The organism is Synechococcus sp. MU1617 (genome assembly GCF_020514235.1).
GTDB lineage: Bacteria > Cyanobacteriota > Cyanobacteriia > PCC-6307 > Cyanobiaceae > Parasynechococcus.
Window position 1 is genome coordinate 428,528 of the sequence record NZ_VTLB01000001.1, and the last position, 21,540, is coordinate 450,067.

At 62.5% G+C, this 21,540-nt stretch carries 21 protein-coding genes; 10 read left to right on the top strand and 11 right to left on the bottom strand.

The features are described 5' to 3' along the window. Positions 1-1,029, top strand: a complete 1,029-nt coding sequence (locus tag FZZ90_RS02385) for an NAD(P)-dependent oxidoreductase (RefSeq protein ID WP_226424162.1) — start codon at positions 1-3, stop codon at positions 1,027-1,029. A gap of 32 nt (positions 1,030-1,061) precedes the next feature. Then, a complete protein-coding gene (gene malQ, locus FZZ90_RS02390) occupies positions 1,062-2,630 on the top strand; it encodes a 4-alpha-glucanotransferase (RefSeq protein ID WP_226424163.1) in 1,569 nt (522 codons plus the stop codon). On the opposite strand, the gene FZZ90_RS02395 is transcribed toward malQ, so the two are convergent. The 6 genes from FZZ90_RS02395 to FZZ90_RS02420 form a co-directional block, all read right to left on the bottom strand. After that, entirely contained in the window at positions 2,564-3,484 is a 921-nt protein-coding gene (locus FZZ90_RS02395) for a RodZ family helix-turn-helix domain-containing protein (RefSeq protein WP_226424164.1), read from the bottom strand. The two genes, malQ and FZZ90_RS02395, sit on opposite strands and share 67 nt — an antisense overlap. Next, positions 3,475-4,227, bottom strand: a complete 753-nt coding sequence (locus FZZ90_RS02400) for a pseudouridine synthase (RefSeq protein WP_226424165.1) — start codon at positions 4,225-4,227, stop codon at positions 3,475-3,477. The genes FZZ90_RS02395 and FZZ90_RS02400 overlap by 10 nt, the downstream gene beginning before the upstream one ends. Further along, positions 4,224-5,354: a HAMP domain-containing sensor histidine kinase gene (locus FZZ90_RS02405; RefSeq protein WP_226424166.1), complete on the bottom strand. Its 1,131-nt coding sequence runs from the start codon at positions 5,352-5,354 to the stop codon at positions 4,224-4,226. Before FZZ90_RS02405 ends, FZZ90_RS02400 begins: the two co-directional genes overlap by 4 nt. A gap of 7 nt (positions 5,355-5,361) precedes the next feature. Then, positions 5,362-6,084: a response regulator transcription factor gene (locus FZZ90_RS02410; protein WP_226424167.1), complete on the bottom strand. Its 723-nt coding sequence runs from the start codon at positions 6,082-6,084 to the stop codon at positions 5,362-5,364. Positions 6,085-6,200: 116 nt separating this feature from the next. After that, on the bottom strand, positions 6,201-6,620 hold the full coding sequence (locus tag FZZ90_RS02415) for a hypothetical protein (protein WP_186497386.1): 420 nt from the start codon (positions 6,618-6,620) through the stop codon (positions 6,201-6,203). A 71-nt stretch (positions 6,621-6,691) separates the two neighbouring features. Beyond that, positions 6,692-8,341 carry an AarF/ABC1/UbiB kinase family protein gene (locus FZZ90_RS02420; RefSeq protein WP_226424168.1) on the bottom strand — a complete coding sequence of 550 codons (1,650 nt, stop codon included), beginning with the start codon at positions 8,339-8,341 and terminating at the stop codon, positions 6,692-6,694. A 50-nt stretch (positions 8,342-8,391) separates the two neighbouring features. On the opposite strand from FZZ90_RS02420, the gene FZZ90_RS02425 reads away from it, so the two are divergent. Genes FZZ90_RS02425 through FZZ90_RS02435 form a run of 3 tightly spaced genes read left to right on the top strand, consistent with a single transcriptional unit; the run spans position 8,392 to position 11,242 of the window. Then, complete coding sequence (locus tag FZZ90_RS02425; protein WP_226424169.1) at positions 8,392-9,795, top strand: aminotransferase class I/II-fold pyridoxal phosphate-dependent enzyme; 1,404 nt, start codon at positions 8,392-8,394, stop codon at positions 9,793-9,795. A 46-nt stretch (positions 9,796-9,841) separates the two neighbouring features. Next, a complete protein-coding gene (locus tag FZZ90_RS02430) occupies positions 9,842-10,345 on the top strand; it encodes a septal ring lytic transglycosylase RlpA family protein (protein ID WP_226424170.1) in 504 nt (167 codons plus the stop codon). A gap of 15 nt (positions 10,346-10,360) precedes the next feature. After that, positions 10,361-11,242 (top strand): phosphatidate cytidylyltransferase, encoded by an 882-nt coding sequence (locus tag FZZ90_RS02435; protein ID WP_226424171.1) that lies wholly within the window; start codon positions 10,361-10,363, stop codon positions 11,240-11,242. Positions 11,243-11,248: 6 nt separating this feature from the next. Here the strand turns inward: FZZ90_RS02435 and FZZ90_RS02440 are convergent, their stop codons facing one another. The 5 genes from FZZ90_RS02440 to FZZ90_RS02460 form a co-directional block, all read right to left on the bottom strand. After that, positions 11,249-11,869, bottom strand: a complete 621-nt coding sequence (locus tag FZZ90_RS02440) for an LmeA family phospholipid-binding protein (RefSeq protein ID WP_226424172.1) — start codon at positions 11,867-11,869, stop codon at positions 11,249-11,251. Next, positions 11,862-12,728 (bottom strand): alpha/beta fold hydrolase, encoded by an 867-nt coding sequence (locus FZZ90_RS02445; protein ID WP_226424173.1) that lies wholly within the window; start codon positions 12,726-12,728, stop codon positions 11,862-11,864. The genes FZZ90_RS02440 and FZZ90_RS02445 overlap by 8 nt, the downstream gene beginning before the upstream one ends. Next, positions 12,725-13,825 carry an iron-containing alcohol dehydrogenase family protein gene (locus FZZ90_RS02450; protein ID WP_226424174.1) on the bottom strand — a complete coding sequence of 367 codons (1,101 nt, stop codon included), beginning with the start codon at positions 13,823-13,825 and terminating at the stop codon, positions 12,725-12,727. The genes FZZ90_RS02445 and FZZ90_RS02450 overlap by 4 nt, the downstream gene beginning before the upstream one ends. Beyond that, on the bottom strand, positions 13,825-16,365 hold the full coding sequence (locus FZZ90_RS02455; RefSeq protein ID WP_226424175.1) for an ATP-dependent Clp protease ATP-binding subunit: 2,541 nt from the start codon (positions 16,363-16,365) through the stop codon (positions 13,825-13,827). The genes FZZ90_RS02450 and FZZ90_RS02455 overlap by 1 nt, the downstream gene beginning before the upstream one ends. A gap of 175 nt (positions 16,366-16,540) precedes the next feature. After that, positions 16,541-17,056, bottom strand: coding sequence for a GNAT family N-acetyltransferase (locus tag FZZ90_RS02460; RefSeq protein WP_226424176.1), 516 nt, complete (start codon positions 17,054-17,056; stop codon positions 16,541-16,543). Positions 17,057-17,059: 3 nt separating this feature from the next. Between FZZ90_RS02460 and lysA the strand changes: the two genes are divergently transcribed. The 5 genes from lysA to FZZ90_RS12790 all read left to right on the top strand — a co-directional run bounded on the left by lysA (position 17,060) and on the right by FZZ90_RS12790 (position 21,506). Continuing rightward, on the top strand, positions 17,060-18,439 hold the full coding sequence (gene lysA, locus FZZ90_RS02465) for a diaminopimelate decarboxylase (protein WP_226424177.1): 1,380 nt from the start codon (positions 17,060-17,062) through the stop codon (positions 18,437-18,439). A 22-nt stretch (positions 18,440-18,461) separates the two neighbouring features. Next, the gene (gene cdaA / locus FZZ90_RS02470) at positions 18,462-19,292 is read left to right on the top strand and encodes a diadenylate cyclase CdaA (RefSeq protein ID WP_226424178.1); all 831 of its coding nucleotides are present in this window, start codon (positions 18,462-18,464) and stop codon (positions 19,290-19,292) included. Beyond that, the gene (locus FZZ90_RS02475; protein WP_226424179.1) at positions 19,289-20,071 is read left to right on the top strand and encodes an isoprenyl transferase; all 783 of its coding nucleotides are present in this window, start codon (positions 19,289-19,291) and stop codon (positions 20,069-20,071) included. The genes cdaA and FZZ90_RS02475 overlap by 4 nt, the downstream gene beginning before the upstream one ends. Further along, on the top strand, positions 20,068-21,063 hold the full coding sequence (gene bioB, locus FZZ90_RS02480; protein WP_226424180.1) for a biotin synthase BioB: 996 nt from the start codon (positions 20,068-20,070) through the stop codon (positions 21,061-21,063). Before FZZ90_RS02475 ends, bioB begins: the two co-directional genes overlap by 4 nt. Before the next feature lie 317 nt (positions 21,064-21,380). Then, on the top strand, positions 21,381-21,506 hold the full coding sequence (locus FZZ90_RS12790) for a hypothetical protein (RefSeq protein WP_255613467.1): 126 nt from the start codon (positions 21,381-21,383) through the stop codon (positions 21,504-21,506). Positions 21,507-21,540 lie beyond the last annotated feature (34 nt).

The window sequence follows — 21,540 nt, forward strand, 5'->3', positions numbered from 1 at the left end:
ATGTCCCTCCGCCACGACTACCGCAGCCGACCACCCGAACAGGTGCGCGTGGTCGTGTTCGGAGCCACGGGCTACATCGGCCGTTTTGTGGTGAAGGAGCTGGTGGAACGGGGCTACCAGGTGATCGCCTTCGCCCGCGACCGCAGCGGCATCGGTGGTCGCCAAAGCAAGGACGAGGTCATCGCCGATTTCCCCGGAGCTGAGGTGCGCTTCGGGGATGTCACCGATCCAGCCTCGATCGCGGCCGAGGCCTTCGATCAACCCACGGATGTGGTGGTGAGTTGCCTGGCCTCCCGCACCGGCGGCCGCAAGGATTCCTGGGCGATTGACCATGCAGCAACCCTCAACACCTATGAGCAGGGACGAGCGGCCGGGGTGGCCCATTTCGTGCTGCTCTCAGCCATCTGCGTGCAGAAACCACTGCTGGAATTTCAGAAGGCGAAGCTGGCCTTCGAAGCCGTGTTGCAGGCGGACGAGGACATGACCCACTCCATCGTTCGCCCCACCGCCTTCTTCAAAAGCCTGGGCGGTCAGGTGGAAAGCTGCCGCAAGGGTGGCCCCTATGTGATGTTCGGAGGCGGAACCATGGCCAGCTGCAAGCCGATCAGCGAAGGCGATCTGGCCCGTTTCATGGCGGACTGCATCCATGACGAGTCCAAACGCAACCAGGTGCTGCCCATCGGGGGGCCGGGTCCGGCGCTGAGCGCCCGGGAGCAGGGAGAGATGCTCTTCCGTGCGCTGAACAAGCCCGAGCGGATGCTGTCGGTGCCGATTGCCTTGATGGATGCACCGATCGCCCTTCTGGACGCCCTGGCTCGGCTGTTCCCGGGCATCAACGACACGGCGGAGTTTGGACGAATCGGCCGCTACTACGCCAGCGAATCGATGCTCGTCTGGGACGAGAAGAAGCAGTGCTACGACGCGGCCGCCACTCCGTCCTATGGGACCGACACGCTGGAGCAGTTCTTCGAGCGTGTGGCACGGGAGGGCATGGCCGGGCAGGACCTGGGGGATGCCGCACTTTTCTGAAGCAGCCATCCTTGGGAGACGAAGAGGCCCCCATGGATCAGTCCACTGTTGACCAGGCCAAGGCTGAACCTGGGCGCAGTACCGGGGTGTTGCTGCATCCCACCGCCCTGCCGGGCAGCCCCATCTGCGGCAGCTTTGGAGAGCCCTGTCGCCGTTGGCTCCAGCTGCTGGCCGACCATGACATCGGCGTCTGGCAGATGCTGCCCTTGGCCCCGCCGGATCCCACCGGCTCGCCCTACAGCTCTCCCTCTTGCAATGCCCTGAACCCCTGGTTTCTCGACGGCCAGGACCTGGCCAAGGAGGGATACATCAGCGATGAAGCCCTCAGGGCTGCTCCAGGAGCTGATGCACCGCTGGAGGGAGCTGAGAGTGTGGACTTCAGCCTCGCCCAGCAACGGGCCGATGCCCTGGGGGAGGCACTACTTGCAGCCTGGCCTGATCAAGCCCCAGAGCGACATGCCGACTTCAAGCGCTGGACGCACCAGCAACGCTCCTGGCTGGTCGACCATTCCCGTTTCCAGGTCCTGCACGATCAACACGGAACCGCTTGGTGGGAGTGGCCGCTCCCCCTGGCCCGGCATGACAACAAGGCCCTACGGGCTTGGGCGGAGCAACACCATGACGCGCTGCTGCGCGAAAAACTGATCCAGTGGCACCTCGATCGGCAGTGGCAGGCGATCCGCCATCAAGCGGCCAACCTGGGCATCCAGCTGTTTGGCGATCTGCCCTTCTATGTGAGTAGTGACAGCGCCGATGTCTGGAGCAACCGTTCCTTATTCACCGTCAAAGAGAACGGACAACTCACCACCCAAAGCGGTGTGCCACCCGATTACTTCTCGGAAACCGGACAGCTGTGGGGCTCACCGGTGTACCGCTGGGGACAGCATCGGATCACGCGGTTCCGCTGGTGGCGGCAAAGAATTGCGCGCCAGCGGGAGTTTGTGGATCTGCTGCGCCTGGATCACTTCCGGGCCCTCGCGGCCTTCTGGGCCGTCCCCGGTGGTGACAGCACCGCTGAGAATGGTCAGTGGCAGCCCTCCCCAGGTCATGCCCTGCTGCGCAAACTGCGCAGGGATGCCGGTGGTGCCCTCCCCTTGATTGCCGAGGATCTCGGCGTGATCACACCGGATGTGGAGGAACTCCGCGATGCCTTCCGGTTGCCGGGAATGAAAGTGCTGCAATTCGCGTTCGACGGCGAGCGCGACAACCCCTATCTGCCGGAAAACACTGATGGGCATCGATGGGTCGTTTACACCGGCACCCATGACAACCCCACAACCCTGGGCTGGTGGAACGCTTTGGATGCCGACAGCCGTGGTCGCATCGCTGCTCGGGTGAATGGTGAGATCACGGCTCCGGCCTGGCATCTGCTCGATATGGCCTTTGCTACGACCGCAGGCCTGGTGATCGCCCCACTGCAGGACCTGATGCACCTGGACGACCGGGCCAGGTTCAACACCCCAGGTACCAGCACAGGCAACTGGAGCTGGAGACTCTGCAGCTTTGACGCCGCGCTGGGGAATGCCCTTGGCGGCTACGGGAGCAGGGGAGCGGTCTGGGGACGGTCGCTTTCGGGAGCCGGCAATTTGTTGACCCGGTAGATCCCCGGCCGCTCTTGATCCACAGGCAGAGGCTCTCCGTTCCAGAGCACCTGATCCACGGCACCAGCCGGGGGATCCAGGCGGACCTCAATCGGGGCAAGCAACTGCAGCGTCAACCTGCCGGCACTCGTCGTGAACTGAACCCGATCTCCCCCACCGCTGGAAAGCCGCAGCTCTCTGGGCTCAGCCACCACCACCTCCAGCACCCCCTGGGACTGCGGCAGGGCGCCCCGCACCAGCTCAAGCCACTGCTGAGGCGTGCGTTTCTGGACCTGTTCCAGGGGTCGCAGGGCCGCGATGCCTTCGTCTGAACTCGCCAGGTTCGGGCCTCGTGTGATCGCCTCAACGTCGGCACGCACGGGCTCGAGGCTGAGGCTGTTGCGCAGGGCCAGGTCCTGTTGTTGACGGTTGATGGCCAGCAGGCTGAAGGCGATCACCGCCGCGTAAACGACCGTTCCCTGCCAGGTGGTGAACACATCGATGTTGCCCAGGGTGAAGCGGCCCAAACCCGCTTTAGCGGGTCCGCGGCGGAGCAACACCGGCGGGGGGAGCAGAGGATCGAGGCATCCACCGGGCAGGGCCAGGCGACGCTCGATCTGAGGGAGCATCGAGGCGAGATAGGCCCGCTCTGGCAGACGATCACGCCAGCCCCGCTCCAGGGCCTCGATCACGGGGGTGGTGATCCGGGTTTCATTGGCCAGATCACGAAGCGAGAGGCCAAGTTCCTCACGGCGTCGCCGCAGCATCAGCCCCAGATCCAGACGCTGCTGCTCCTGGGCCTCAATCGTGCCGGCATCAGGGCTGGCCCCCTTGCGGGGACGTCGCCACCAAAGTCCTGGACGCTTCAGTCGCATGGGCTGTTGGGCAGATTCATCGAATCAGCCCGCTCGATCAGGGGCTTCCATTCTCCCTCGCTCAACCAGATCCAGCACCCCTCAGCCAGATCACCGAGCCGCAACCCGGCAATCGCCGTGCGCTGGAGGTCCAGCACCGGATGGCCCAGGGCTTCCGCGATCCGGCGGATCTGTCGGTTGCGACCTTCCCGCAGCTCAATCTCCAGAAGTGAACGGTCGCCCCAAGCCCGCAACCGGCGCACCCTGGCGGGGCGGGTCAAGCGCCCATCCAGGGGCAGACCCCGACGCCAGCGGTCCAGAACCGGCTCCGGTGGTACACCCTTCACCCACACCCGGTAGGTCTTGGCGTGGCTGTAACGCGGGTGAGTGAGTTTCAAGGTGAGCTCACCCAGATCGGTGAGCAGAAGCACGCCATGGCTGTCGGCATCCAGACGACCAACGGGGTGAAGACCAGCCCGATGCTCCGGAGGAAGCAGGTCAAGAACCGTGCGGCGACCCTGGGGATCATCACAGCTGCAGATCACACCCACCGGCTTGTTCATCAGCAGCACCCTTGCCACACCACGGCATGGCAAGGGCTGACCATCCACACAAATCGTTTGCTGCTGCGGATCGGCCTGGTCGCCAACGCGGGCAACCTGGCCGTCCACCGTCACACGGCCGGCCTGCAGCCATTCCTCAGCCCGGCGTCTTGAGCAGAGACCGGCAGCAGCGATCAGTTTCTGCAGGCGCTGGCGCGTCATCCCAGGGGATCTCGGGGCAGCAGCAGCTCCATGCAGGCTCCGCCGACGGGATGATTACGGGCTTCGATGCGGCCGCCATGGTTCACGGCGATCTGCTGAACGATCGCCAGTCCAAGGCCACTGCCGCTGCGGTTGGAGCGGGCGCGGGAAGGATCCCCCCGATAGAAGCGTTGAAACATGCGCGTGAGATCGGTCTCACTCAATCCAGGGCCATGGTCACGAATGCTGAGCGACCACCAACCGCCGCTCTGGCGCACGCTCACATCAACGCTGCTGTCCTCCGGGGAGTAGCGCAGTGCATTGTCGAGAAGGTTGAGCACCGCACGGTGTAAACGGCGCTGATCACCAAGCAGGGGCCCGGATTCGCTGCGGTCCAGCTGCAGCGTCACCCGCCGTTCCTCCGCGATCGGGCCAATGGATCCCCAGGCACTGTCCACCAGATCCTCCAGGGTGAGGGGCACATGGTCGCTGTCGTCCTGGGGCAGGCTGTTCTCCAACCGCGACAGCTCCAGCAGGTCTTCCACCAGCAGCTGAAGACGCCGGAGTTCCTTCTGCAGCCGTTGCACCAGAGCCGTGTCTTCTTCCTTGACGGCAAGTTCCAGCCGATCGCTCACCAGCATCAGGGCGGTGAGGGGAGTCTTGAGCTCATGGGCCACATCACTCACCCAGCGTTCCTGCTGCTGTTGCTGGGCTTCGAGGGACTGACGGCTCTGGATCAGCACCAGCCAGCATTCATCACTGCCCGGCAGAACAACGGCCTCCAGCGGGGTCCCCTGTTGATCCCATTCACAACGCTGGGGACGCAGTTGATAGCGGCTGCTGAAGATCAACTCCTCCAAGGCAGGAATGTCGAGGACATCCCGGAGCTTCATGCCACGAACCAGGCGATTGGAGGGGATATGCAGCAGCCGTTCGGCCCGATCGTTGATGTAGGCAATGGAGTGATCCGGGGCCAAAATCACCCAGCCCTGGGTGGCCGCATCAATCCAGGCCAGCAGCTGGGGAGCGTTCAAGACGATGGAGCGGTCCTTGGGCGCACGCTTGGACGCCAGGGCACGGCGTCGACGCTGCAACAGAAGCGTGATCCCGATACCAGCTGCAAAGCCGAGTGCGGCAGAGATCACCACAGGACCCTCAGCCGAAGCGATACCCGAAGCCGCGGACCGTACGAATCAATTGAGGAGATGAGGGCTCCTGCTCAACCTTTTCCCGCAGCCAGCGGATGTGAACATCCACGGTTTTGGTGTCACCGATGAAGTCGACACCCCAGATTTTCTCCAGCAGCTGATCGCGACTCCAGACGCGCTTGGGGTTCTGAATGAACAGCTCGAGAATCTTGTATTCCTTGGGGGAGAGAGTGAGGTCAGTGCCATCCCGGGTGACCCTGCATTCACTGGGAAACAGGCAAAGGTTGGCGTGACTGAGGGATTTCGGTTCGGACGACGACGTCTCCGTCTGACGGGATCGCCGCAGCAAGGCCCTGCAGCGTGCCACCAGCTCGCGCAGCCCAAAGGGTTTGACCAGGTAATCGTCGGCACCCACCTCCAGCCCAAGCACCCGATCGGTCTCGCTGTCACGGGCGCTGATCACCAGGATCGGGGTGGTGTTGTTAATGCGACGGAGCTCACGGCAAAGATCAAGCCCCCCCAAACCCGGGAGCATCAGATCGAGGACAATCAGATCCAATGGGTCTGAACTGTCAGCCGTGATCAGGTTGAGGGCTGAGGCGCCATCGGCGCAGGTGTGAACCTCGAAACCCTCCGCACGCAAGGCCTCTCCGACTGTTTCCCGAATACTGTCATCGTCTTCCACAACGAGGAGACGACTTGTGGAGACAGCCGCAGAAAGGGTTGTCATCTCCAAAAGGAGTGGTTGATAACCATTCTGCTTCGCGGCCACTCTCTTTCAAACAGAACAGCGGCTTCGCTTAAGGGCTCAGATCACGAACGAGAAACGACCAGGTCAGACGAAGCTCAGAAGAATTCGTCGAAGTTGTCGAAGTCAACCGCTTTGAACTTGCCCGCTTCAACCTGCTGCATCAGGCGCTCGAGCTGAGAAAACAAAGCTCCACCGGTCAGCAGCGAGAGCAGCAGGGCAACCAGCAGGGCAGCGCCTGAGGCAAACCCGAAGATCTGAAGACAACACCCAATGAACAGCGTCACCCCGATGAGGGTGCCGGCATAGCTGAGGTTGATCTCTGCTGTCCCCAGTGGCAACAGGGGGAGCCGGTCTTGCTTCCAGCCATCCAACTTGTTCTGCACCTGACGGCCGAAGGTCAGGCCGCAGAGCACACCCATCAACAGACCAATGCCAGCCAGTAGGTAGGGGGGCTGGGGCAGAGTCATCATCTGGAGCAGCTGCTCAAGCTCCTGGGCGCTGATCTCCTCAGGCATCGACGCCGATCTCAAAGAGCTGAGACCTTAGCGGTGAGTTCGGCAATCTCGCTGGAGTCGTGATCTCAGCCTCACGCTGCCGCCAGGGGATTGAGAACCCTCAGGAACCCACCGGCCAGACGCCCAGGGCCGAAGGTGCGTCCGAGCAGTCCGACAAGGGCACGCACGTCGTCGGTGTGCAGACGATCGTCACGGATCAGCGTCATCAGAAGACGCTTGCGCAGGTCAGCACCATCTCGGCTGAACAGAAGCCGCAGGCCTGCCCCGGCCACAGGGATCAGTTCCTTCCCTGGAGCGGGAGCGTCCTGACCCACCACGTCCAGCAAACTTTCCAACCGATCCAGGCGCAGGCGGCCTGACTCATCAAAGATCACCTCCAGCAGCTTCTCTCGCATCTCGCTGGTGTCTCCCGCCAACAGTCGACGGGCCACATAGGGATAGGCCACAGCAATGATCCGGAAGTTCGGATCGAGCCGCAGAGCAAGACCTTCCTGGCTAACAACGGCACGGATGATCAGGGCGAAGCGAGCCGGCACCCGGAAGGGGTAATCGAACATCAGCTCCGAAAAACGATCGGTGATCGCCTTGAAGTTGAACGATCCAACCGAGTCGCCAAGACTGCCGCCGAGCACCTCTTGGAGAGCAGGAATGATCGGTGTGAGATCGGCCGTGGGGCTGAGGAAACCGAGGGATTGGAAGTCCTTGGCCAACTCAGAGAAATCACGGTTGATCAGGTGCACCACAGCACCAGTGAGGGTGAGCCGGTCGCTGTCGCTGATGGAGTCCATCATTCCGAAGTCGACATACCCCACATGGCCGAGATCGCCGGTGCGACCCGGCAGGGCGAAGAGGTTGCCGGGGTGAGGGTCGGCGTGGAAATAGCCGAACTCCAACAGCTGCTGTAGGCCGCAGATCACGCCGGTGCGGATCAACGCCGTTGGATCAAGACTTTGAGAGCGCAGCTCTTCGCTGTTGCGCATCTTGGCGCCATCGATCCAGGTGGTGGTCAACACCCGAGTGGAGCTGAGCATCCGCTCCACCTTCGGGATGTAGACCGCATCGTTGTCCGCGAAGAGAGCCGAAAACCGCTCGGCATTGGCCGCTTCCAGGCCGTAATCGATCTCCTCAAACAGGCTGCGGCCAAACTCATCAATGATTCCGCCCAGGCCGAAACCCAGGTTGAGCGGCAACAGCGGCGCCGCCATCACCCCCAAGGCCCGGATCAACACCAGATCCCGCCGCAGAATGAAGCTGAGATTGGGGCGCTGCACTTTCACCGCAACCCAGTGCTGGCCCTGCAAACGGGCTTTGTAAACCTGGCCAAGACTGGCAGCGGCAATCGGCGAGTCGGGGAACTCCTCAAACAACTCCTCGGCCGGAGCACCGAGTTCCTCGCGAATGCAGGCCAGGGCGGTGGCATGGGGAAAGGCCGGCAGATCGTCCTGCAGGCGCGTTAGTTCCTCCAGCCAATCCCGACGCACCAGATCCGGTCGGGTGGAGAGAGCCTGCCCCAGCTTGATGAAGCAGGGCCCCAGCCCCGTCAGGGTGTTGAGAATGCGACGCGCCAGCCCCTGCTGAACGGCGGGGTCACTGCTGCCTCCACGCAGCAGCAACACCAGCACAAGCCCCGCCAAGGACCACAGCACATGGACTAGGCGCGGAATGGCGACCCAGGGACGCAGCAGCAACCAGGCCAGATCCCGCCCGGGGTCGTAACGCATCGCATCGCGATTAATACAGAGAGAGACTTTAAGGAGATCAGGCGGATTCGATGGCGCTTCTGCCCCAGCTCACCCGTCGAATCGGTCAGCCCCTTTTTCTGCCGGCCCATGGACGGGGGGCTGCCCTCCCGGATGGACTGCGTCAATTGCTGCGCCGCCGCGCTGGCATCTGGGATCTGCCGGAACTGCCAGCCCTTGGCGGTCCGCTGGAAGCAGACGGCGCCATCGCAGAAAGCCAACGCTTCGCCGCGGCACAGATGGGTGTGGAGCGCTGCTGGTACGGGGTGAACGGGGCCACGGGGTTGCTGCAGGCCGCACTGCTGGCCATGGTCCGGCCGGGAGAGCGGGTCCTGCTGCCCCGCAATGTCCATCGCAGCCTGATTCAGGCCTGCGTTCTTGGGGACCTACGGCCGGTGCTGTTCGATCTCCCCTTCCAAAGCGATTGCGGCCAGCCGGCACCGGCAGATGCAGCTTGGATCGAACGGGTGCTGGAGGCTCTGCCCTCCGACGGAGCACCCATCCGTGCTGCGGTTCTGGTGCATCCCACCTACCAGGGCTATGCCAATGACCCGACGGCGGTGATTCAGCGGCTGCAGCAACAGGGCTGTTGCGTTCTGGTGGATGAAGCCCACGGCTGTCATTTCGCTGCAGGAGTGGATCACCCCCTCCCCCCCAGCGCCCTGCATTGCGGCGCTGATCTGGTGGTGCATTCCCTGCAGAAATCAGCGGCTGCTCTGGCGCAAACAGCGGTGCTCTGGCTGCAGGGGGAGCGTCTGGATCCCGTGCGGGTGGAACGCAGCCTGGGCTTGCTGCAGACCACCAGCCCCAGTGCGCTGCTGCTGGCCTCCTGCGAAGAAGCCCTTCAACACTGGCAACGCCTCAAGGGACGCCGGCAATTGCTGCGGCGTCTGCAGGAGGCTGAAGAGCTCGGCGAGGGCCTACGCAACAGCGGCGTACCTCTGCTGCACAACCAGGATCCGCTGCGCCTGATCCTGCACACAGGCCAGGCCGGAATCACTGGCCTGGATGCCGACGAATGGTTTCTGGCCCGCGGGCTGGTAGGCGAATTACCGGAACCAGCCACCCTCACCTTCTGCCTGGGGCTGGCACGCCACAGAGGGCTGGGGCGCCAAATGCGACACCACTGGCAGAACCTGCTGCAGCACTTTCCCGATCGCGCTCCCTTGCCGGCGTTCGAAGCCCCACCGCTGCCACTGGTCACCACCACAGCGCAGTCACCCAGCCAGGCCTGGACGGCTGTGCATCACCAGGTGGCGTTGAAGGACGCGGAGGGATGCATTGCGGCTGAATTGCTGTGCCCTTACCCCCCTGGTATCCCCCTGCTGATTCCCGGCGAACGGCTGGATCGTCAGCGGCAGAGCTGGCTCGAGCGCCAGCAGCTGTTCTGGGGAGACCAAATGCCCGACACGCTGTCTGTGGTGAACGGGGGGTGAAATCCAACCCCACAGCCGCTTCAATCCACGCATTCGGCTGCGGTGGATGAAACCTCTGACATCGCTGCTGATGGCGCTGATGCTGGGCCCCTCCGTTGCGGCCAGCCCCCATGGCGAAGAGTTCGTGATTAAGGCCATCCAGGAGAGCGAAGAGATCACAGGAATCCTGGAGGCCGTCCCGGTCAGGCCCCTGCCAGCCCCTCCTCCGAAACCGATAGCAACCGACTCAGCCATGCCAAGCAAGCTGATCGAGGTGGTTCAGGGGGCCGCAAGTTGGTATGGGCCGGGGTTTTACGGCCGCACAACTGCCAATGGTGAGCGCTTCCGCAAGGGCACGCTGACGGCGGCCCATCGCACACTCCCCTTTGGCACCAAGGTGCGCGTCACCAATCTGAGCAATGGCCGCAGTGTGGTGGTGAGAATCAATGACCGTGGCCCGTTCAGATACCACCGGGTGATCGATCTGGCCCATGGAGCCGCATCCCAGCTCAAAATGATGCAGGCGGGGGAAGTGCCGGTAAAGCTCGAGATCCTCTCCAAGGGCGATTGATAGGGTGACTTGAGGATGCCTCCAATCAGCGTGATTCGTGAGGTTGTCCTCGATCAGAGCCAAGTCCCAACGGCCCGAGCAGCGCTGCGAAAACGGTTAATCAGTGGCCTGGGTGTAGGCGGTTTCGGCCTGCTGGTGGTGAGCCTGGGGGGATGGTGGTTCACCGCAGCGCTGGGGGGAATGGTGCACCTCGGCCTGCTCGAGTTCTTCCGGATGGCGCAATTCAAGGGAATTCGCCCCGCCACCAAAACCACCCTTGTGGCTTGCCAACTGCTGCTGTTCACCACCCAGTGGGCGATTCAGGGCGGACTCCCGGCTGATGTAGCCCATGCTGTTTTGCCCCTCTCTGGAGCCGCCATCTGCGGTTGGCTGCTGCTGCAACCGGTCACGGGTTCCATCGCCGACATTGCGGCATCGATCTTCGGGTTGTTCTACCTCGGTTTTTTGCCCAGCCACTGGCTAAGTCTTCGCGGTTTGGACAACGGTCTGGAGATCACGCTGTCGGCCTGCTTGATGATCGTCGCCACCGACATCGGCTCCTGGGCCGTGGGACGGCACTACGGGCGACGGCCCCTCTCTCCGATCTCCCCCGGGAAAACCATCGAAGGGGCGATCGGTGGATTCATCTCAGCCATGCTGATCGGCCTGGTCTGCGGCCAGCTGATGGGTTGGCCCCTGCATGGCCTACCGGGGCTGCTGCTGGGCGCACTGATCGCTCTGTTCGCCCTGGTGGGAGACCTGACCGAATCGATGATGAAACGCGATGCAGGCGTGAAGGATTCCGGTGACGTGCTGCCCGGCCATGGCGGAATCCTTGACCGGATCGACAGCTATCTGTTCACCCCAGCAGTGGTCTTTTACGCCATCGCGCTGTGCCAACCGCTGTTGGCCCCATAACAAGCGCTATGGGGTGACGCTGGCCTGACCTTTGAGGGCCAACTGACCACTCGCCAGCTGCACGTGCACGATCCGAATGGCAGGATCCATCGGAAGCAAGGTGCACGGTTCATCGGCGGTCTCCGGCCGGAAGCACAACGTTCCCTGCTCAGCATTGAGGCGGAAGCGACGGCGAGCAGGATCTTGATGAGCAGCGACGGGCACCTGCAACTCGAGCAGATCCGCTTCAATACGCAGAGCCCCCAACGGGCTGAGGCCCATCAGTTGCTCAGCCATCCAATCCCCGAGCCAGCGCCAGGGTTCGGCCAGCAGAGCGCTGTTGAGCTGACGCCCGTTGAAGCTCACCTCTCCCTCCACCTGGAACGGCTGCTGCAGGGCCAACATCTGACCGGGACTCAGCAGCTTCATGTCCACCGCAATCGGACCGCTGCACAACTCCACGCTCTGCAAGGGCAGCCCCTGAAAACAGGCATCCCTCGCCTTGAGAGTCACGCCATCCAGACGCCCCCGCAGCAAAGACCAGGTGGAACCGTTCAGGGCCAGCTCGAGGCTGCCGAGGCTCTCGCATTGGCTGCGAATCCAAAGGCGCAGGGCCCCTGCCAGCACATTGAGAACGGGATCAGCCATTGGTCAACAGCGCATGACAACGGTCAGCCACCTTGCGGGGCTGATCGATATGGGGGAGGTGGCCGCAGGAGGGGAAGGTCTCCACAGGCTGATCCAGCAAGGCCTGAAGCGCCTGTTTCTGCGGAGCACGCAGAATCCGATCATTGTCACCCCAGATCACATGCAGTGATTGGGAGGGCAGGGGATCTCCACATCCGGCGAAACCACCACTGCGGGCGAAGGCTGCCAACGCCTCAGCCCAGCCGGGGCATTGCAGGTGCAAGGAGGCAATTTGTTCTTCTGGAGCTCCCACATCCGTATCGGGATCGGCGAAGGCCTGGCGACAAAGCCCCCGCCGCACGCCGGGACGACCCAGGAACCAGGCACCAACACGATCCAGCAGGGGCGGCACGGGCATCGGACGCCCCGTGAGACCGGCTGGAGCAAGCAGCAGCAGAGAAGCCACGCGCTCGTGATGACGCCGGGCCAACTCCACGGCCACTGAGCCACCCATCGAAGCACCGATCAGGCCCACTGGAGCCTCTGTAGGAAGCCGCTCCAACAGGGCATCGAGATGTCGCAAAACAGCCTGCGGCCCATAGGTCAGACCCAAGGGACGTGGCGAAAAGCCAAAGCCGAACAGGTCGGGGATAAACAGCTGAAAGCGATCAGCCAGGAGTGGAGCCAGGCGCCGGTATTCGAGAAAACTGCTGTCGAAACCATGCAGCAGCAACAACGGAGAGCCTTGGCCGAGCACCGCAACCGGGAAGGGATCATCGACTCCCAGGCCAGGCAAATTCCACCACTGCACCTCAGCAGCCAGGGACTCGGCCTGCGGGTCAAGCAGAGCCGGCCGCAGTTGATCCAGAAGCGTCTTCAAAGGTTGATGGGGCTGAGTTCCGCAGCACCCACAAGGGCCTCCAGCAAAGCACCAGGCGTTACAGCGAAGGGCAAATGATGCAGATCGGAACCCTCGCGGCAGGCGAAGCGACACACCTCCTGCAACTCACTGAGGCTGGCCTGCGCCAGACCCAGATCATCAAGGCTGACAGGCAAACCCAGCTGTCGCAGCAACGGCAGCAGCTGGCGATGCGCCTGACCTGCAAGGCGGTTGCCGCCCAGACGTTCCTCCAAGCGAAGCTGCACAAGAATTCCGAAACCCACCTTCTCGCCATGGAGAACGTGGTGACAAGCCTCCAGCTGGGTAAGGCCGTTGTGAACGGCATGGGCCGCGACAGTGCGGCAACGGGCGCCGCCCAGTCCCCCCATCACCCCGGCGGTGAGAGCACAGGCTTCGGCGGTGCGCACCCAGGCCGCACTGTCTGGATCTTCCAGAGCCGTGAGGCTGTCGATCAGCAGTTGATCCCGCAGCACCCGAGCCATCTGCACGGCCTGCTGCACCAGACCATCGCAGCTGTCGCCGCTGCTCACTGAGGCTTCGTACCACTTGGCCAGGGCATCAGCGACACCACTGGCAAGGGTGCGGGGTGGGGCCTGGCGCACCAAGCCGTGATCGAAGACAAGAAGATCAGGGCAACGATCCAGGGCCACATCCCCTTTGAAAGCACCCTGAGGGGAATAGATGTTGGACAGAGCCGTCCAACCGGCACAGGTGGAGGCGCTCAGCGGAACAGTGATGCAGGGGAGGGAAAGGCGGTGGGCCAGCAGCTTGCCGGCATCCAGCACTTTTCCGCCCCCGGCTGCCAGAACGGCGTCGCAGCCCTGGGCTTCCAAAGCCACTTTGTGGAGATCCTGCTCACAGCAGTCGAACTGAAGCTGAGCCTGAACGGGGAGTAGCCCTTGGGCCTGAAGATCCACGACCAAACACTGACGCTGGTCAGCCGTGGAGGAACTGCGACCCAGCACCAACGGACGTGAGCAGAGGGATTTGATCTGAGGCAAGGCCTCATCCCAGGCCCCATCCCCCCGCAAAACGCTGGCGGGGGCAATGGAGTGGGACGAGATGGATCGAACCATCAGACGCTGGCGCCGGCAAGTTGCGGTGCCGTATCCACCTGACCCTTATGGCGGACCACCACCTTCTTGTTCTCATCGACATCAACTTCGGCATGGTCGCCGTCCTTGATCCGACCAGACAGCACCTCTTCGGCGAGGGAATCCTCGAGAAGACGCATGACAGCCCTACGCAGCGGACGTGCGCCATAGGCGGGGTTGTAGCCCTCCTCCACCAGGCGCTCCTTGAACGCATCGGACACCGTAAGGGTGATGCCCTTCTCGCCCATGCGGCCAAAGACCTCCTTGAGCATGATCTCGGCAATCTCCTTGACCTCGTCGCGGTTCAGCTGACGGAAGACGATGATTTCGTCGAGACGGTTAAGGAATTCAGGCCGGAAGTACTGCTTGAGCTCCTCATTCACCAGGGAACGGATCCGGGTGTATTGAGACTCCTCAGCGCTTTCACCGGAGAACTCGAAACCGAGGCCGCCGCCACCCTTCTCGATCACCTTCGAACCGATGTTCGAGGTCATGATGATCAGGGTGTTCTTGAAGTCGACTGTGCGGCCTTTGGAGTCGGTCAGACGACCGTCTTCCAGGAGTTGCAGCAGCAGGTTGAACACATCGGGGTGCGCCTTTTCGATTTCGTCGAAGAGCACAACGGTGTAAGGCCTGCGACGCACGGCCTCAGTGAGCTGACCGCCTTCGTTGAAGCCCACATAGCCCGGAGGCGAGCCGATCAGCTTGCTGACCGTGTGGCGCTCCATGAATTCCGACATGTCGAGGCGGATCATCGCCTCCTCGCTGCCGAAGAAGTAGGTGGCCAGAGCTTTGGTGAGCTCGGTTTTACCGACACCGGTGGGGCCAGAAAAGATGAAGCTGGCGATCGGGCGGTTGGGGTTCTTTAAGCCGACCCGGGCACGGCGAATGGCCTTAGACACCGCCTTGACGGCTTCGTCCTGACCGATCAGACGCTGGTGGAGAGTTTCCTCCATGTTGAGAAGCTTGACCGACTCGCTCTCGGTGAGTTTCTGCACTGGAACACCGGTCCAGGAAGCCACGATCTGGGCGATGTCCTCCTCGTTCACCATCGGTGAACTGTCTAAGGCAGCCGCCTCGGTAACAGCCGTTTCACCGGTTTCAGAGCTGGCGTCGGCTTTGGCCTCATCCTTGTTGGTCTGAAGCAGAGAACGGATCTGCTCACGCAGTTCCACTTCCTTCTCGCGCAGTTCACCAGCCTTGGTGAAGTCCTGATCGCGGACGGCATCCTCCTTCTCCTTCTGCACCAAACGCAGTTCTTTGTCCACTTCCTTGGCCGCGGGGGGCAGCTTCGAATTGAGCAGACGCACCCGGGAACCGGCTTCGTCGATCAGGTCGATGGCCTTGTCGGGCAGGAAGCGATCCGAGATATAGCGATCGCCGAGGGTTGCAGCCGCAATAAGGGCGTCATCGGTGATCTTGAGGCGGTGGTGCTGCTCGTAACGCTCGCGAAGGCCCCGCAGGATTTCGATGGTGTCGTCGATGGACGGCTCGCCCACATTCACCGGCTGGAAACGGCGCTCCAGGGCAGCATCACGTTCGATGTGCTTGCGGTACTCATCCAAGGTGGTGGCCCCGATGCACTGGAGCTCGCCGCGGGCGAGGGCCGGTTTGAGGATGTTGGCGGCGTCGATCGCCCCCTCAGCAGCACCGGCACCGATCAGGGTGTGCACCTCGTCGATCACGAGAATCACGTTCCCCGCCGACTTGATCTCCTCCATGATCTTTTTGAGGCGCTCTTCGAACTCACCTCGGTACTTGGTGCCGGCCACCAGCAGGCCGATATCAAGGGTCAGAACACGTTTGTCTTCGAGGATGTCAGGAATGTCACCCTGCTGAATGCGCTGGGCCAAACCCTCAGCGATGGCGGTCTTACCGACACCCGGCTCGCCGATCAAAACAGGGTTGTTCTTGGTGCGGCGACCCAGAATCTGGATGACGCGGTCGATCTCGTTGTGACGACCCACCACGGGGTCAAGCTTCGCTTCGGTGGCGAGCTGAGTGAGGTTGTTGCCGAATTCGTCGAGGGTGGGAGTTTTGGTGGATCCCTTTCCACCGCCGCCACCGCCACCGGCAGAGACTTCAGCGGTTTCACCCAGCATGCGAATCACTTGGGTGCGCACCTTGGCCAGGTCGACACCGAGGTTCTCCAACACACGGGCAGCAACACCTTCGCCTTCACGGATCAGACCGAGCAGCAGGTGCTCAGTGCCGATGTAGTTATGACCAAGCTGGCGAGCCTCTTCCAGAGACAGCTCCAACACCCGCTTAGCGCGGGGCGTGAAGGGGATCTCGACGGCAACGAAGCCGGAACCACGGCCGATGATTTTCTCAACTTCAACCCGAGCATCCTTGAGGTTGACCCCCATGGATTTGAGAACCTTGGCGGCAACGCCCGTTCCCTCGCCGATCAGGCCGAGGAGGATTTGTTCTGTACCAACGAAGTTGTGACCAAGTCTGCGAGCCTCTTCCTGGGCCAGCATGATCACCTTGATGGCCTTCTCGGTAAAGCGTTCAAACATCGCTGGGCCAGTGCAGTGATGTGACCAAGCTATCAGGGTTGAGGGATCGCTGCGAGTGTTCGGTCTGTTCGGTCACTTTCCAGTCTGAGACTGGCCTGAAGCGCACAAAAAATATCAATGAATCCCACAAGATTCACCGCTTTTTTGTCTCCCAGGGACGGGAAACCGAACAACTTCAAGCCGCCGACGTGGGCGACGGAGGTGACGGGATGCGACACCACAGAATGAGGGCGTCGCGACCATCGGAGTAGTACCCGGAACGGGTGCCTGCGGTGCGAAAACCGGCTTTGGCGTAAAGCGCCAGAGCGGCAACGTTGTCGCTGGCCACTTCGAGGGTGGCGTGCACTGCACCGTGCTGTCGTGCCCGTTGCAACAGTGCATGCAAAAGCAGACCTCCATGGCCACTGCGACGCCTGTCGGGATCCACAGCCACCGCAGTGATGTGCAGCTCATCGGCCACCATCCAGCCACAGGCCACACCCCAAAGGACGTCGATCTGCACAACACCGATGCAGAGGCGCCGGGGGTCGTCCAGCTCCCGCCGCCATTGCTCTCCTGTCCAGAGGCCGTTGAGCGCCCGTTGATCCAATGCCAGACAGGCTTGCTGCCAGGACGGATCAAGACGCAGGATCTGCGGGATCTGTCCGCCCTCTACAGGGTCGATTCTTAGATTGCCCTCCGACGCCGCCACTCCGTGACCCAAACCATCACCAGTCAACGGCCCTTCGAGGCCAACCGGGATGCGGAGAGCCCCAATCGCAACCTGACCCCGATCACCACAGAACTCGACGGCACCGACCGTCTTGTTGTTGGGGGGTGTCGTCTCAGCGATCTGGCCGAGCGTTACGGCACACCGTTGTATGTGCTGGATGAAGCGACCGTTCGGGCCACCTGCCGGGCCTACCGGCAGGCCCTGGAAAAGCATTACGCCGGGCCATCCCTACCGATCTACGCCTCCAAAGCCAACAGCTCTCTGGTGATGAGCAGCCTGGCGGCCTCCGAGGGGCTGGGTCTGGATGCCGTGTCAGCCGGTGAATTGCTGACGGCGCTGCGCGGGGGGATGCCCGGGGATCGCATGGTGCTGCACGGCAACAACAAATCCGACGAGGAGTTGCTGCTCGCCTACGCCAACAAAGTGACGATCGTTGTGGACAACCAGCACGATCTGGATCGCCTCGCCGAACTGGTGCCCGCTGGAGCCGAACCGGCTCGTCTGATGCTGCGCTTCACCCCCGGCATCGAGTGCCACACGCACGAATACATCCGCACCGGTCACCTGGACAGCAAGTTCGGCTTCGATCCCGACCAGGTGGAACCCGTGCTGCGCAGCCTTATGGGACAACCCTGGGCCCAACTCACCGGACTTCACGCCCACATCGGCTCCCAGATTTTTGAACTCGAGCCCCACCGGGATCTGGCGGCGGTAATGGCCGACAAGCTGAAGCTGGCCCGTGAGCTGGGCCATCCGGTGACCGACCTCAACGTGGGCGGTGGCCTGGGCATCCGCTACGTGGAATCGGACGATCCCCCGAGCATTGAGCAGTGGATCCAGGTGGTGGCCGAAGCGGTCACCAGCGCATGCCAGGAACGGGGCCTCGAGCTGCCGCGGTTGATGTGCGAACCGGGTCGTTCCCTTGTGGCGACCGCCGGCGTGACCCTTTATTCGGTGGGCTCGCGCAAAACGATCCCGAACGTGCGCACCTACGTGGCCATCGACGGTGGCATGAGCGACAACCCTCGCCCGATCACCTACCAGTCTCTCTACACCTGCTGCCTGGCCGATCGCCCGCTGGCCAAGCCAGACGAAAGTGTGAACTTGGTGGGCAAGCACTGCGAATCCGGCGATGTGCTGCTGAAGGACCTCCCCCTACCCACCACCGAGAGCGGTGACATCGTCGCCGTGTTTGCCACCGGTGCTTACAACGCCTCAATGAGTTCGAACTACAACCGGATCCCGAGGCCCGCTGCCGTTCTGGTGCACGACGGTTCAGCGGAACTGGTGCAGAAACGGGAGCAGCCGGATGACCTGCTGCGCTACGACGTTTTGCCAGAACGATTCAACGCGTTACGTTGAAGTCAGCAGTGAGAAGGGCGGAGTGAACGTGTTGGCGGTGGTGGATCCGCGCCTAGTGCTCGACGTTCTCTTTGCCTCTTCCATCGGCTTTCTGCTTTTTTCCCGCGTCAACGAGCAGCGCACCCTCTGGCTGCTTCGGGGTTGGTTGTTTCTGGTGGCGATGGCCTGGTTTGTCCAGCGCTTCGCCAACCTGCCCCTCACCACAAAGCTGGTTGACGCGCTCGTCATGGCCTGTTCGCTGTCCCTGGCCATCCTTTGGCAAGGGGAGCTGCGTCGCCTGATGGAGCTGCTGGGCACCGGTCGTCTTGCCGTGTTGCTGGGCAACCCTCAGAAAGAGTTCAGCGCTTCGGCGGGCACCGTCAGCCAGATCACTGAGGCCGCGGGCCGGCTGTCTCAGTTGCGGCGTGGTGCCTTAATCGTGGTGGACCTGGGAAGCGACCTGAGGCCCGAGGATTTTCTCAATCCCGGCATCCCCATTGGTGCTGTGCTGAGTCGAGAGCTGATGCTCAACTTGTTCGCCGCCGACACCCCCCTCCACGACGGTGCCGTGCTGGTGCGGGGCAATCGAATCGAATCGGCGGGCGTGATTCTTCCCCTGTCGAGGCACAGCGTGAGCCGATTCGGCACCCGTCATCTGGCGGCACTCGGCATCACCGAACGCTTTGATCGCTGCATCTGCATTGTGGTGTCAGAAGAAACCGGAACGCTGTCTCTGGCGAACCAGGGCAAGCTGGAACGACCGATCACCAGTTCTCGCCTCCAGGAACTGCTCAGGGAGCTGTTCAACACCGCCGAATCGATGCCGCCGGCACGACGTACGGTGGGTAGCGCTCCGCCCGAATCGCTGTCTTGAGCCGCCCTCCGGCCACCAGCACTGACACGGCCGATCGTTCGCTTCTGCCTGCGGACCTCGACCCAGGTCGGCTCCCGCAGCATGTGGCCCTGATCATGGATGGCAACGGTCGCTGGGCGAAATCCCGCGGTTTGCCCCGCGTGATGGGGCATCGTGCCGGCGTTGAAGCGCTGAAGTCCACCCTGCGGCTGTGCAGCGACTGGGGCATCCAAGCCCTCACGGCCTACGCCTTCTCAACGGAGAACTGGTCGCGCCCTGGGGAGGAAGTGAATTTCCTGATGACCCTGTTCGAGCGGGTGTTGCAGGCTGAACTGCAGGCCCTGGAGGCCGAACAAGTGCGGATTCGCTTTCTCGGCGATCTGCAGGCCCTGCCCCCGAAACTGCAGGAGCTGATTGCCGACGCCACAGCCCGAACGGCGAGCAACAATGGCATTCACTTCAATGTGTGCACCAACTACGGCGGACGACGGGAGCTGGTGCAGGCTGCTCAGCGTCTGGCCCGACGCGCTGCTGCCGGGGAGCTAGACCCCGACAGCATCGACGAGAACAGCATCGCCGCCGAGCTGTTCACGGCTGGCGAACAGGATCCCGATCTGTTGATCCGCACCAGCGGAGAACACCGCATCAGCAATTTCCTGCTCTGGCAGCTGGCCTATGCCGAAATTCACGTCACCGATGTGCTTTGGCCTGACTTCAATGCCGATGCCTTGAAAGCCGCCCTGCTCGATTTCCAACGTCGTAACCGCCGCTTCGGCGGTCTTGATCCGATCAGCCCATGACCCTCAGCATCCGCCACGACTGGACTACCGAGGAGATCCAGACCCTGCTGGAACTTCCCTTGATGGAGCTGCTCTGGCAGGCCCAAACCGTGCATCGGGAAGCCAACCCGGGCTACCGGGTCCAGCTGGCCTCGCTGCTCAGCGTGAAAACAGGGGGCTGCGAAGAAGACTGCGCCTACTGCTCGCAGTCGATCCACAACAGCAGTGACGTCACGGCCTTTGAGGCCCAGATGCAGGTGGAGCCGGTGCTTCAGCGTGCCCAGGCCGCCAAGGAGGCCGGTGCTGACCGCTTCTGCATGGGCTGGGCCTGGCGCGAGATCCGCGATGGCGCTCCCTTTGAGGCAATGCTCGAGATGGTGCGGGGGGTCCGCGGCATGGGGATGGAGGCCTGCGTGACCGCAGGGATGCTCACCGACCAACAGGCGGAACGGTTGGCAGAAGCCGGCCTCACGGCCTACAACCACAACCTCGACACCAGCCCTGAGCACTACGACCGGATCATCTCCACACGCACCTACCAGGAACGGCTGGAAACCCTGGAACGGGTGCGCAATGCCGGCGTCACCCTCTGCTGCGGCGGCATCATCGGAATGGGTGAAACCCTGCGGGACCGTGCCTCCATGCTGCAGGTGCTGGCCAGCATGAACCCCCATCCCGAAAGCGTTCCGGTGAACGGGCTGGTGGCGGTAGAGGGCACCCCATTGGAAGACCAGGCTCCCTTTGAACCGCTGGAGCTGGTGCGGATGGTGGCGACCGCGAGGATCCTGATGCCCCACGCCCGGGTGCGGTTGAGCGCAGGCCGTGAATCGATGAGCCGGGAAGCGCAGATTCTCTGCCTTCAGGCGGGGGCCGATTCAATCTTCTACGGCGATGTTCTGCTCACGACCGGCAACCCGGATGTTGAGGCCGACCGCCAACTGCTCGCCGATGCGGGGGTGACAGCCAACTGGCTGGAGGAAGCGGCGGCTCCGGCCAGCCGCTCGCCCCACTGATCAGCCGACCCATGTAACGATTGCTCCACTGGCACATTGGGGGTGTCAGTGCAGGGCTAGACCAGAAACAGCCCGTCGATGAGGCGCCGTGATTGATCCCATCGTCATCCCCTCCCTGCTTGGCCTGTTTGTTCTGTCCGTGATCCTGGAGGCAATCAAAGACGACAAGCAGCGTCATCACCATCACCGCTATTGAGATCCGGCCGACAGGTCCTGCGCCGACAATCCCGACTGTCACCAACCGGAAACACTGCACAAAAGACTCATTGTTGGTGGCGTCCCTGTTGAGCTACACCGTGTAGGTCTGTGGCACAGCCATGAAGATCGACAGCGCCAACGCTCAACCCATGGGAAGCCTGATCTTTGAAGGGGGACACAAGCCCTTCCATGCCCTGGCCTGTCCGCTGAAACCGGCGGCGGTGCGCATCAGCAAGAAAGCCTGACGACCAACAACACGGGTAGAACACCCCGGCCTGA

Bases quoted from the DNA above. Each gene is read 5' to 3' on its own strand.
- FZZ90_RS02430 (WP_226424170.1), top strand. From the start codon at position 9,842: ATGAAACCTCTGACATCGCTGCTGATGGCGCTGATGCTGGGCCCCTCC.
- FZZ90_RS02450 (WP_226424174.1), bottom strand. From the start codon at position 13,825: ATGGTTCGATCCATCTCGTCCCACTCCATTGCCCCCGCCAGCGTTTTG.
- FZZ90_RS12790 (WP_255613467.1), top strand. From the start codon at position 21,381: ATGAAGATCGACAGCGCCAACGCTCAACCCATGGGAAGCCTGATCTTT.
- bioB (WP_226424180.1), top strand. From the start codon at position 20,068: ATGACCCTCAGCATCCGCCACGACTGGACTACCGAGGAGATCCAGACC.
- FZZ90_RS02415 (WP_186497386.1), bottom strand. From the start codon at position 6,620: ATGCCTGAGGAGATCAGCGCCCAGGAGCTTGAGCAGCTGCTCCAGATG.
- FZZ90_RS02435 (WP_226424171.1), top strand. From the start codon at position 10,361: ATGCCTCCAATCAGCGTGATTCGTGAGGTTGTCCTCGATCAGAGCCAA.
- FZZ90_RS02400 (WP_226424165.1), bottom strand. From the start codon at position 4,227: ATGACGCGCCAGCGCCTGCAGAAACTGATCGCTGCTGCCGGTCTCTGC.
- FZZ90_RS02385 (WP_226424162.1), top strand. From the start codon at position 1: ATGTCCCTCCGCCACGACTACCGCAGCCGACCACCCGAACAGGTGCGC.
- FZZ90_RS02395 (WP_226424164.1), bottom strand. From the start codon at position 3,484: ATGCGACTGAAGCGTCCAGGACTTTGGTGGCGACGTCCCCGCAAGGGG.
- FZZ90_RS02455 (WP_226424175.1), bottom strand. From the start codon at position 16,365: ATGTTTGAACGCTTTACCGAGAAGGCCATCAAGGTGATCATGCTGGCC.
- FZZ90_RS02425 (WP_226424169.1), top strand. From the start codon at position 8,392: ATGGCGCTTCTGCCCCAGCTCACCCGTCGAATCGGTCAGCCCCTTTTT.
- FZZ90_RS02440 (WP_226424172.1), bottom strand. From the start codon at position 11,869: ATGGCTGATCCCGTTCTCAATGTGCTGGCAGGGGCCCTGCGCCTTTGG.
- FZZ90_RS02410 (WP_226424167.1), bottom strand. From the start codon at position 6,084: ATGACAACCCTTTCTGCGGCTGTCTCCACAAGTCGTCTCCTCGTTGTG.
- FZZ90_RS02420 (WP_226424168.1), bottom strand. From the start codon at position 8,341: ATGCGTTACGACCCCGGGCGGGATCTGGCCTGGTTGCTGCTGCGTCCC.
- malQ (WP_226424163.1), top strand. From the start codon at position 1,062: ATGGATCAGTCCACTGTTGACCAGGCCAAGGCTGAACCTGGGCGCAGT.